This window comes from bacterium (assembly GCA_019912885.1).
Taxonomy (GTDB): domain Bacteria; phylum Lernaellota; class Lernaellaia; order JACKCT01; family JACKCT01; genus JAIOHV01.
On sequence record JAIOHV010000067.1, the window covers coordinates 1 to 11,998 of the forward strand.

At 63.6% G+C, this 11,998-nt stretch carries 11 protein-coding genes; 10 read left to right on the forward strand and 1 reads right to left on the reverse strand.

Annotated features, from left to right (window positions below; translation table 11 throughout):
* The 10 genes from K8I61_05620 to pgl all read left to right on the forward strand — a co-directional run.
* Window positions 1-1,067 (forward strand): hypothetical protein (locus K8I61_05620; GenBank protein ID MBZ0271494.1); only part of this gene is annotated, 1,067 nt, incomplete at its 5' end.
* Window positions 1,064-1,468: a hypothetical protein gene (locus K8I61_05625; protein ID MBZ0271495.1), complete on the forward strand. Its 405-nt coding sequence runs from the start codon at window positions 1,064-1,066 to the stop codon at window positions 1,466-1,468. The genes K8I61_05620 and K8I61_05625, both read left to right, overlap by 4 nt.
* 246 nt (window positions 1,469-1,714) lie before the next feature.
* Window positions 1,715-3,040, forward strand: a complete 1,326-nt coding sequence (locus tag K8I61_05630; GenBank protein MBZ0271496.1) for a S41 family peptidase — start codon at window positions 1,715-1,717, stop codon at window positions 3,038-3,040.
* Window positions 3,037-4,338 carry a divergent polysaccharide deacetylase family protein gene (locus K8I61_05635; GenBank protein MBZ0271497.1) on the forward strand — a complete coding sequence of 434 codons (1,302 nt, stop codon included), beginning with the start codon at window positions 3,037-3,039 and terminating at the stop codon, window positions 4,336-4,338. Before K8I61_05630 ends, K8I61_05635 begins: the two co-directional genes overlap by 4 nt.
* Entirely contained in the window at window positions 4,338-5,510 is a 1,173-nt protein-coding gene (locus tag K8I61_05640; GenBank protein ID MBZ0271498.1) for a DUF1343 domain-containing protein, read from the forward strand. The genes K8I61_05635 and K8I61_05640 overlap by 1 nt, the downstream gene beginning before the upstream one ends.
* A 12-nt stretch (window positions 5,511-5,522) precedes the next feature.
* On the forward strand, window positions 5,523-6,392 hold the full coding sequence (locus tag K8I61_05645) for an FHA domain-containing protein (GenBank protein ID MBZ0271499.1): 870 nt from the start codon (window positions 5,523-5,525) through the stop codon (window positions 6,390-6,392).
* Window positions 6,393-6,496: 104 nt separating this feature from the next.
* On the forward strand, window positions 6,497-7,855 hold the full coding sequence (locus K8I61_05650) for a TolC family protein (protein MBZ0271500.1): 1,359 nt from the start codon (window positions 6,497-6,499) through the stop codon (window positions 7,853-7,855).
* A gap of 49 nt (window positions 7,856-7,904) precedes the next feature.
* Window positions 7,905-8,804, forward strand: a complete 900-nt coding sequence (gene gnd, locus K8I61_05655; GenBank protein ID MBZ0271501.1) for a decarboxylating 6-phosphogluconate dehydrogenase — start codon at window positions 7,905-7,907, stop codon at window positions 8,802-8,804.
* A complete protein-coding gene (gene zwf / locus K8I61_05660) occupies window positions 8,804-10,363 on the forward strand; it encodes a glucose-6-phosphate dehydrogenase (GenBank protein MBZ0271502.1) in 1,560 nt (519 codons plus the stop codon). The genes gnd and zwf overlap by 1 nt, the downstream gene beginning before the upstream one ends.
* Window positions 10,360-11,094 (forward strand): 6-phosphogluconolactonase, encoded by a 735-nt coding sequence (pgl, locus tag K8I61_05665; protein MBZ0271503.1) that lies wholly within the window; start codon window positions 10,360-10,362, stop codon window positions 11,092-11,094. The genes zwf and pgl overlap by 4 nt, the downstream gene beginning before the upstream one ends.
* Here the strand turns inward: pgl and K8I61_05670 are convergent.
* A partial coding sequence (locus K8I61_05670; protein MBZ0271504.1) for an amidohydrolase family protein occupies window positions 11,084-11,998 on the reverse strand: 915 nt, incomplete at its 5' end. The two genes, pgl and K8I61_05670, sit on opposite strands and share 11 nt — an antisense overlap.

Genomic DNA, 11,998 nt, shown 5'->3' on the forward strand with positions numbered 1-11,998 from the left:
CTGACGACGGGCAGGTGACGAAGGCCAAATATTGCTCGAATACATACGCGGCCGCGACGATGATGTCGGATGACCAGTCGTCGATGAACTGGCTCTACACGAACGGAACCGACGCGATTACATCGAGGATTTACGACGGACTTATTTCCGCCGTCCACGACGCCTATGCCCTGGATCCCGACGACTCGCTTCATGCGGTTTATTATCGAAGTGGCCCGAGCCCCGCGTTCATTTATCTGACAAACTCAGGCGGGCCATGGCATGAAGAAATCATCGCGGAGGGCAAAAACGTTGGCTACTACCCGGACATCGCCATCGACTCCTTGAATCGACCGCACATCGCGTTTTGGGATCATAGCATAGGCCAAGAGAAATATGCCAACAAAGATGATTCGAGCTGGCTAGTCGAAAACATTGCCGGCGGAGCTGCGGCGAAGATTGCTTTGTTGCAGAACGACGCTCCCGTATTGCTGAAGACGGATAATATATCGCTCTTGCAATTTAGCGAAAAAATAGGCGGCGCTTGGCATACGGAAGATATTGCAACAGGAACAACTGATGGTGCGGATATAGCGATTTCCGAATTCAGTGACGTCCACATTGTGTTTCGCCGCGAGAAAAGTTTTTATCATGCTACGAAAAACAACGGGACGTGGATCGAAGATTATATACTCGATGTCGGTAGCGCCGGTGGCGAAGCTTCCATAGGTTATGCACATGTATCGATATACGACGACACGGGATCCGTTCGATCCATTTATCATGCGACGAATCGAAGCGGCGGATGGGATGTTGTTTCGCTAAAGCCAACCATAGGAATCTCAAATGCAGGTCACATCTTCCTGGACGCCGAAGACAATGTAATTATATATACGAGCGGCACCGATCAGGTTACATACGATCATTGTTCAGAGCGCGTGATGAGTAGCGATGGCATTAATTGGGAGCGCGAGTGGCTTGACTGCGCGGCGGCGGGCGTCTCTGACGCTTTTGTTGCGTCGGATGGTAATCATGTTGTTGTTGGAACATCATGGGGGATAACGTATTATAACATCCCGGGGCTTTGAGACATGCCGGACGACGAGTACAAGGGACAGGTTGTCGGCGCGGCGATCTACGAGCCGGATCGGCCTATGAGCCGGTCGGCTGCGCGGCGGCATCGTTCGACACGGGGACACTGGCGATCCTGTACCTGCAATGGGATGAAAATCTCGATTTCGTGCTGACGACGGAGAGCGACATCACCACCGGAGGCCCGTATGACGGCGAAGGAACGCACCCCGAAATTCCGTTGTTCGTTGCCTTCAACGTGACTCCGGACGACTACGTCATAACACTGCAAGCCGACGGCGGCGCCGTCGAGGAATCCATTCCATTCCTTCCGCCCGGCGGCGCGGTCGTCCAGGACTTCGTCTTCATGGCGCCCGACTTCACGTCGAACCCGACCGGGACGTGGTGCACGGAGTGATCGCCAATGGGGAATGGCGAATTACGAATTGGGCATGAATCGCACGCCGCCTGGACCGCACGACAGGATCCCTGACTCTGACGATACCACCCGCCGATGAAAAATTTAGCGGCGGGCGATTTTGATTTTTCAGCCCCGCTCCCAACGGATTAACACCCGCCCGTCAATGCGCTATAAAGCTCAGTCGGTTTGTGCCGAAAATGGCGCCGCGGCGATTCGCGGACGCAAAAATACGGAATATTTTGAATGAAAAAACGAATTCAGTGGGTTCTCGCCGTCGCGGTCGTCATCCTGGGGCTCATCGCGATCGCGCCCGCCGCGCGCGCCGTCGGCGATCTTTCGACCGAGGCGCACGACGCGCTGCGCCTCTTTACGCACGCGCTTGCGGTCGTCGAGATGAAATATGTCGAGGACGTGCCGGTGAAGGAGCTTGTGTACGGCGCAATCACGGGCATGCTTGAGAGCCTGGATCCGCACTCGTCGTTCCTCACGCCCGAGAGCTTCAGCAACCTGACCGAGGAGACCACCGGAAAGTTCGGGGGTCTCGGCATCGAGATTCAGCTCAAGGACGGCTACATCGCCGTCATCAGCCCCATCGACGACACGCCCGCCGCCCGGGCCGGCATCAAGGCCGGCGACCTCATCGTGAAGATCGAAGGCGAAATCACCAAGGGCATGACGATCATGGACGCCGTGAACAAGTTGCGCGGCGATGCCGGAACCACCGTCACCGTCACCATCTGGCGCGAGGGCGTGGATAAGCCGTTCGAGGTCACGCTCGAGCGCGCGATCATCGACGTGGTCACCGTGAAGGACAAGATGCTGGAACCGGGATATGTGTACGTGCGTCTGACGCAGTTCAACTCGAACGCGACCGACCACCTGCGCATGGCGATCGAGCGCCTCGCGGAGCAGGGGCCGATCAAGGGTCTGGTACTCGATCTGCGCAACAACCCCGGCGGCCTTCTTGACCAGGCGGTGAACGTCGCGGACGAATTTCTCGACGACGGGCTCATCGTGTACACGCACGGCCGCATCGAGAGCCAGGACATGTCGTTTGCCGCCAAGCCGAACGGCACGTATTCGATGGGGCCGATGGTGGTGCTGATCAACGCGGGCTCCGCGTCGGCCAGCGAGATCGTCGCCGGCGCGCTGAAGGATCAGCACCGCGCGATCCTGATCGGCGGTCGCACGTTCGGCAAAGGCAGCGTGCAGACGATCCTGCCGCTGGATTCGGACACGGCGCTGCGCCTGACGACCGCGAAGTATTTCACGCCGTCGGGCCGCGACATTCAGGCCAAGGGCGTGGAGCCGCATTACGTCATCGCTCCGGCCGCCGATGTGGAACCGGATTTTGACGACGAGATGTTCCGGGAGAGCGACTACCGCAACCGCTTGCCGAACCTCGAGGAAGAAAACGGCACCGCGCCGCCGCCGTCGGTGCTCGACGAACAGCAGACGCTGCCGAAGCCGCCGTCGTCCGCGGACGAATCCGAGGATCCGCAACTCGACGTCGCCGTCGCCATTTTGAAAAGCTGGCCGCAATACAGCGCCCTGTTGGGCGGGGCGTGACGCCCGAAAGCGATCACCGGGATACTCAGGGGCAGCGGAGCCGAGGGCGCAAGCGCGGGCCGCTCGAGCGGATCGGCCGTCGCGTCGCGGCCATGCCCTCGAGCCAGATCTTTGGCCTTGGCATCTTCGCGTTTCTTGTCTTCCTCCTGATTTCGCTTCTGATCGTCTCCAACTTTTTCGATTCGGTCGCTGAAAATGTGGCCGCTCGGAATCCCGAGGAGGCGCCCGAGCAGCTCGATTTCCGCGACAAGGTCGTCAAGGCGACAGGCGCGGCCTATTCCACGTTCTTCGATCTCGCGCTTTCCAAGGTCAATTTTATCTCGAACTACGTCGTCGATCGCGACGCGGGCGCCCGCCGCTGGGAGTTCACCTTCTGGGAATTGTGGGTGCCGGCCTCGTTCGATGTCGTGGCGGCGGAAAAGAAGTTCGCGGAAAAACTCGCGCCGCTCGGCGACGCGGTGAAAGTCTCCGGCGCCGAGGTGGATTCGAAGACCTTTCAGATCAATATCGACGTTGAAGGGCTCAATACGCACCGCGTCTTCCTGACGCGCGTCGGCATGGAAACCGATCAGACCGCCGAGGCGATGTACGTGCCGCCGCCGCTCGCCGACGCCGTTCCGCGAAAGCCATTCCAGGGAGCCCCGCGCGTGGCGATCATCATCGACGACATCGGCTTCCGCGAAATCCACGAGCATCAGCTTCTCGCGCTCGACGCGCCGCTGACCTTTTCGATCCTTCCGTATTCACCGTACGGGAAGTCGTTCGCGGGGCGGGCGCTTTCGGCCGGACGCGAGATCATGCTGCACATGCCGATGGAGCCGCTCGATCGCAGCATCCGTCCGGGCAAGGGCGGGCTTTTCGTGGAGATGACGCCGGACGTCATTCGCCAGATGGCCGTCGCGAACCTCGAGGACATCCCCGGCGCCAAGGGCACAAACAATCATATGGGCAGCCGATTCACCTCCGACGCGGAGAAGATGACGGATGTGTTGCAGATCGTGAAGGCGCGCGGGCTGTATTTCGTGGACTCGCGAACGTCCGGCAGCTCCATCGCGTTTGATGTCGCACGCCGCATGGGCATCCGGTCGGCGGTACGCAACGTGTTTCTCGATCACAATCCGGAATACCCGGCGATCTTGAACCAGATCGACGTGCTCGCCGGAATCGCCAAACGCCAGGGCGAGGCGATCGCCATCGGGCACCCGCACGAGAACACCCTGCGCGCGCTGCGCGCCAAACTCCCCGAACTGGCCGCGGCCGGCATCCGGCTGGTGCCGCCGAGCGAGCTCGTGCACTGATGCGCGTGCGGCTGGGTAACGAGGCCTTTCTCGAAGATCCCGCCGCCATCGCCGGCGCCGCGCGCGTCGGGCTCATCGCCAATCAGACATCCTTCACGCCGGATATGCGCTCGGTCGTGCACGCGCTGGCCGCGTCGAAGTCTCCGAGGCTGACGGCGATCCTCGCGCCGGAGCACGGCCTGTTCGGCGCCGCGCAGGACATGGAGGCCGTGCCGGGCGGGGTCTGGGAGGGCATCCCCGTCTTTTCGCTGTACGGCGAAACGGAGGCTTCGCTCGCGCCGCCCGCGGACGCGATGGAGCTTGTCGACGCGCTCGTGTTCGACGTGCAGGACGTCGGCAGCCGCTACTACACGTTCATCTGGACGCTCGCTTACGCCATGACGGCGTGTGCCGAAGCGGGAAAGACGATGATCGTGCTCGACCGGCCAAATCCGCTCAGCGGGCTGGTGGTGTCCGGGCCGACAATCCAGGCGGGCTACCGGTCGTTCGTCGGCCGCTATCCGATGCCGATCCGCCACGGCCTGACCGCGGGCGAAGTTGCGCGTTGGCTCGTCAGGACGCACGGCATCGACGCGGACTTGCGCGTCGTGGAGATGGGCGGCTGGCGGCGCGCGATGATGTTTGACGACACCGGCCTTCCGTGGATTCCGCCGTCGCCGAACATGCCATCCGTCGAAACGGCGTTCGTCTATCCGGGCGCGTGCCTGATCGAGGGAACGACGCTCTCGGAGGGGCGGGGCACCACGACGCCGTTCGAGCTGGCCGGCGCGCCGGCCGTTTCACCGGAAATGATCGCGCGCCGGCTGGGGGATTTCGCGCTGCCGGGAGTTCGCTTCAGACCGACGCATTTTCGACCGATGTATCAGAAGCACGCGGGCGACGTGTGCGGCGGCGTGTTTGTCCACGTCACCGATCGCGGGCGATTCGACGCGATCGCGGCGTACGTCCGTCTCATCGCGACGGTGCGGGAACTCTTCCCGCACGCGTTCGACTGGCGGAAGGAAACGTACGAATTCGTGGACGATCGCCCGGCGATCGACCTGCTTTGGGGGGACGGCGGCCTGCGCCGCGCCATCGATGACGGCGCGCCGCTGGACGGCTTGTTCGCCCGGGCCGCGCGGGACGCCGAGGCGTTCGCGGATGAGCGCGAGGACGCGCTTCGTTATGTGTGATGGGAGGTCGACATGGCGACGGGACCGTTTGTGCTCAGGGAGCGGAGCGAGGACGTTCAGTCCGAATACGTGCTCACGCGCGAGGTGATGACCGCCGGCCGCGACGGCCGCAACGACATTGTCATCGACGCTCCGGGCGTCTCGCGTTTTCATGCCGAATTTTCGCAGGCCGAAGGACGACTTGCGGTGCGCGATCGCGAAAGCGAAAACGGCGTCTGGGTGAACGGCCGCCGCGTGCATGGGCCGTTTGTCGTTCACGAAGGCGACATGATCGCGCTTGGCGAGCGCATGCTCGTCGTCGATCGCCGGCCCAAACCGTCGGCGCGATGGGCGACCGCCGGATTGTTGCGCTCGGCGCGCGTACACACGCCGATCATGCCCGCGGATCCGCCCGCGCCCTCGGCGGAAACCACCGCCCCCGGCATGAACCGCGAGCTGTTCGAGCCCGCGTGCAAGACGCCGCATCTGCGCGTGGTGAAGGGGCAGGGGCCACGCGGCGCGTTCGCGGTGACCCGGCGCGAATTCGTCATCGGTCGCCATCCCGGATGCGATCTCTTCCTGCGCGGCGGGGAAATATCGGAGCGACACGCGCGCATCGTTACCCGGCGTGGCCGGCATTATCTCTACGACGCGGACAGCGCCGCTGGAACATTCGTCAACGGCGGCAAGATTCGCGGCATGACGCTTTCCGACGGCGACTACATTCGCATCGGCGAGATCACGCTGCGTTACACCGTACCCCTCGGCTTGTCCGAACCGGCCACCAAACGCAATCCGCGCACGTGGGGGCATCCGAATTTCGCGCGCACGCTCGCGATCGCGTCGACCGCCGCGGCGCTCGCCGCCGTCGCGGCGATTGTTCTGACCGCTTTTGCCGTGTAACCGGGCCAATCGGAAATTCCAAATCGGCCGCCGGCGATCGGCTCATTGACACCACGGGTGCGATTCCGCAAATTTCGCACGGACTTCTCGCCCGGGGCGTTTTCATGGGTCGTTGCTTTCCTCTTCACGTTGTTCTTTCCGCCATTGCCGCTTTTGCCGCCGCCGCGCCCGCGTACGCGGCGGTTTTGACGCTCGACGAGGCGGTGGCGATCGCGCTTGCGGAAAATCGCACCGTGCGCGCGGCGGAAAGCGAGGCGGACGCGGCGAAATGGGGACAGGCGCGCGCGATCAGCCAATACGGGCCGAAGGTCTACTTCAACACGTCGGCGCGCCGCATCGATCCGGACACGTTCGACACGCTCGAACAACAGGACGAGGCGAACCGCGATTTCATCGAGGCGTTCGGCGGCGATCCGGACGAATACGAGCCGATCGCGTTTGAGACGACGTACACATCGTCGGTGCAGGTTCAGCAGCCGCTGTTCAACGGCGGCAAGGAGATCGCGGGCATCCAGGCCGGCACGCGGGAAAAGCGCCGCCGCGCCGCGCTCGCGGACGACGCGCGCGCGCAAATCGAAAGCCGCGTGCGACAGGCGTATTTTGAAACGCAAAAGGCGGAGCAGCTCGTCCGAACGGCCGAGGAGGCCTCAGCGCTCGCCGGCGAGACGCTCAAGCTCACACAGGCGCGCTTTGAGGTTGGGCAGCTTTCGCGCGCCGAGGTGTTGCGCTGGGAGAGCCAGGCCGCGCAGGCGGAAGGCGATCTGGTGCAGGCGCGCAACGCCGAGCGGCTCGCGCGGGTTGACCTCAACTATGCGATGGGCGTCGAACTCGACCGCGCGTGGGAGTTGCCGGAGCTCGCCATCGACGCATCGATCGAAGAGGAGGTGTTCGCCACGCTCGCGCCGTTGCCCGACATGAGCGTCATCGCGGCGCATCCGGCGCTGCGGGCGTCGGACGAATCGGTGAATCTCGCCAAGAGCGATCGATTCCTCGCGGTGACGGACGTCCTTCCGAGCCTGAACTTCGTTTTCGATTACGGCTGGACGCCCAACGACACACCGGCTCTCGACGAGGAGGAGCAGTGGACGGCGATGCTGACGCTTCAGATACCGCTTTTCCAAAGCGGCGCGGGAGCGTTCGGCATCGCGCAGTCGCAAAAAAATGTGCTCGCCGCGCGCCTGCGTTCCGAGGAATTGCGCCGCGGATTCTTGCAGCGTGCCGCCTCCGCGGCGCTGACGCGCCAGGCCGCGACGGAACGCGTGCGCGCCGCCCGCAAGGAAGTCGCTTTCGCCGAGGAGAATCTGAAGGTCGTGGAAACGCGTCAGACCATCGGCGCGGCGACGAACCTCGATCTGCTCGATGCGCAATTCACGTATATCCAGGCGAAAACGCGTCTTGTAAGCGCCGTTGCGGACTATCGCATCGCGGGCGCCGAGTGGGGATATCTCACGGCAACGGAATAGACGAGCGGAGAAAATAGAATCCCAATCGCGCGACCCGAGGAGATGATTTATGGAAATTGGTTTCATCGGGCTTGGCCGCATGGGGCTCAACATGGTTCGCCGCCTGCGACGCGGCGATCACCGCGCCGTTGTTTTTGATCGCAACGCGGACGCGATCCGCGACGCGGAATTGGCGGGCGCCGCGGGCGCGGGCGATCTTGCGGATCTCGTGTCGAAGCTTTCCGCGCCCCGCGCCGTCTGGCTGATGGTGCCGGCGGGAAAGCCGGTCGACGATCTCATCGACGAGCTTTTGCCCCGGCTTTCCCCGGGCGACATCATCGTCGACGGCGGCAACTCCAATTTCCACGACACGCTTCGCCGATACGAATCGCTCAAGGCCTCCGGCATCCACCTGGTCGACGCCGGCGTTTCCGGCGGCATCTGGGGTCTCGAGGTCGGTTACTGCATGATGATCGGCGGCGACGCCGAGGCCTTCGGGCGACTTGAACCGTTGTTCAAAACGCTCGCTCCCGAAAATGGCTTCATTCACACCGGCGCCGCCGGCAGCGGGCACTACGTGAAAATGGTGCACAACGGCATCGAATACGGAATGTTGCAGGCGTACGCGGAGGGCTTCGAGATCCTGCACAAGTCTCGCTTCGATCTCGACATGCACGCGATTTCCGCCGTGTGGAATCGTGGAAGTGTCGTCCGCTCGTGGCTGCTCGAATTGTGCGAGAGCATGTTCAGGCGCGACGCATTGCTCTCGGACATCGGCGACGCCGTTGCGGATTCGGGAGAGGGGCGATGGACCGTGCAGGAGGCCATCGACATCGACGTGCCCGCGCCGGTCATCACGTTTTCGCTCCTGGCGCGGCTGCGTTCGAGGCAGGACGAGTCGTTCGCGGGCAAGGTCATCGCGGCCCTGCGCCGCGAGTTTGGCGGCCACACCGTCGAAAGGAAGGACTGATGGGCGCAAAGGAATCCGCGAACATCGCCGACGAATCGTTTGTCTACCCGACGCCGGAAGGCCGCGAGGTCAAGGCCGAGCCCTGCACGTTCGTCATTCTCGGCGCGACGGGCGATCTGGCCCAGCGCAAGCTCATGCCGGCGCTCTACCATCTCATCGAACGCGAGAAGATGTTGCCGCCGGAAACGTCGATCGTCGGTTGCGCCGGCTCGGAACGCAGCGACGACCAGTTCCGCGAGATGATGCGCAAGGCGTTGACCGAATACTCGCGCCAGAAACCGACCAAGGACGAGCTCGATCGCTTTCTCGCGCGTCTTCACTATCGATCGACGAACTTCGAGGATCCCGATGCCTACAAAAAACTGGCCGCGTTTCTCGACAAGCTCGAGAAAAAAGAGGGCATCCCGCGCCATCACATTTTTTATCTCGCGATCCCGCCGAGCCTGTTCGCAACGACGATCGAGCAGCTCGCGGCCGCCGGCCTGACCCGGCGCGAGAAGGATCAGTGGCCGCGCGTCGTCATCGAAAAACCCTTCGGGCGCGACCTCGCGAGCGCCATCGAATTGAACGACACCGTCCTGACGCACTTTCCGGAGGCGTGCGTCTATCGCATCGACCACTATCTTGGAAAGGAAACCGTGCAGAACATCATGGTCCTGCGCTTCGCGAACGGCCAGTTCGAACCGACGTGGAACCGGCGCTACGTGGACCATGTGCAGATCACCGTCGCGGAGGATCGCGGCATCGGCGATCGCGGGCGCTATTACGAGGAGGCGGGTGTTATCCGCGATATGGTGCAAAATCATATTTTGCAGCTCATGGCGATGGTCGCGATGGAGCCGCCGACGTCCTTCGACGCCGAGGCGATCCGCGACGAGAAGGTGAAGGTGCTGCGCTCCATCCGCCCGATCGAGGCGACCGACGTGCGGGACAACGTCGTGCGCGCGCAATACGGCCGCGGGTTTTTGGGCGGCGGGGAGGTGAAGGCGTATCGCGAGGAGGAGCACGTCGATCCGGATTCCACGACGGAAACGTACGTCGCGATCAAGCTGTTCATCGAGAACTGGCGATGGGCGAACGTGCCGTTCTACATCCGCTCGGGAAAATACCTGGCCAAGCGCGTCAGCGAGGTGGCGATCCAGTATCGCGCGGTGCCGCATTTGCTATTCCGCCAGGTGTTGCCGCAGCCGCTCGAGCCCAGTTCACTCATCCTGCGGATCCAGCCGGACGAGGGCGTCAGTCTGAAGTTCGCGACCAAGCATCCCGGCATGCTGATGGATGTGCGGACGCAATCGATGGACTTTCGCTACTACACCGCCTACGGCGATCAGGCGCCGGAGGCGTATGAGCGCCTGCTGCTGGATGTTGTGCTCGGCGATTCGACGCTCTTTCCGCGAACCGACGGCGTCATCGAATCCTGGAAGTTCGTCGATCGCATCGTCGAAGGGTGGGAACTTTCGCGCGAGCGGCAGATCCCGACCTACGATCCCGGCTCGTGGGGACCGCTTGAATCCATCGAAATGATGGCCGCGGACAGGAGGAAGTGGCGGCGGCCATGACGCGGCATCTTGTCATCGAGCCCGACCGGTCCGCTCTGTTCACGGGCATGACGCGCGACCTCGCCACGATCGCGCGCGCGGCCGTCGATGCGCGCGGCCAATTTCTTGTCGCGCTGGCCGGCGGTTCGACGCCCGGCGCGTTTTTCGAACATCTCGCGGCGCATGCCGGCGACGCGATCCCCTGGAACGAGACGCACGTTTTCTGGAGCGACGAGCGCTACGTGCCGATCGATCACCCGGACAGCAATCACGATCTTGCCGCGCGCACCTTGCTGGCGCGCGTACCGATTCCCCGGGCTCACATTCATCCGATCTATCGCGCCGACGCCGGGCCCGACGAGGCCGCGCGTGCGTATGAAGAAACACTGCGCGCCGTAAGCGGCGAAGCCGTGCCGCGCCTGGACATTGTTTTTCTGGGGCTTGGCGACGACGGCCATACCGCGTCGATCTTCCCCGGCGCGGTCGGCGCGATCCCGGCGGACCGGCTTGTCGCTGCCGGGCCGATCAAAACGCATCCGCGCGTCACGTTCACGCCCGCGCTCATTAACGCGGCGCGCAACGTGTGGTTTTTGGTCACCGGCGCGGCCAAGGCGGACATGGCGCGGCGCGCCATCGAAGGACGCGAACCGACGGACGTGATTCCCGCGCGACTTGTCGATCCGTTTGCCGGCGAGGTTTTCTGGTATCTCGACGAGGCGGCCGCCGCGCGCTTGACGACCGTCAGCCGATGAGCTGCGCGCGCGGAATGTCCGCGATCGCGTAGGGCAGAGCCTCCCACGACGGCAGGTCGATCGCCAGAAGCGGCGTGCGCCGCCCCGGCACGATCGCTCCGTATTCGTCATCGACGCCAAGCGCGCGCGCCGCGCCGTAAGTCGCGGCGACGATCGACTCCGCCACCGACAATCCAAGGCGCTTGCAAGCGAGCGCGATCGCGAACGGCATGCTGCACGCGCGCCCGAATCCCGGCTCCGTTCCCGTCGAAAGGGCCAGGCACGCGCCCGCGTCGATCAGCCCGCGTAAATCGGCGCGTTCATATCCGCGCAGAAAATGGTCGACCGGCGAAACGATCACCGATTCCGCGCACGGCGCCGCGCTCGCCAGATCGCCGGCAAACTCGATGGCGTGGGCGCCAAGTTCCAGCGCCAGCTCGACGCTCTCGCGCGAGGCCGCGGACAAGCGCAGCCGCAGCGGCAAGTCGTGTGCGCGCGCGGCCGACGCGATGGCGCGAACATCATCGGGCGCGAAACCGGAATCGCCCACGCGAACGCACACCGCTCGCGCAAGGCGCCTCGTCGCGGCTTCCGGGATGAGATCTTCGGCGATCGCGCGCACCCAGGCATCGCTTCCGGTCTGGTCCGGCGGGGAAGCGTTCGACGCATACAGGGTCGGCAGCACGCGGACACGCGCCTTTTTGCCGGCGGCAGCGGCGGCCTCGAGCATCTTGATTTCGTCGGCGACCGTAAGCCCGTATCCGCTCTTCGCTTCGACGAGCGCGCTTCCGAACGCACGCGCCTCCTCGAAGCGAAGAGCGGATACGGGCTTACGGTCGCCGACGAAATCAAGATGCTCGAGGCCGCCGCTGCCGCCGGCAAAAAGGCGCGTGTCCGCGTGCTGCCGACCCTGTATGCGTCGAAC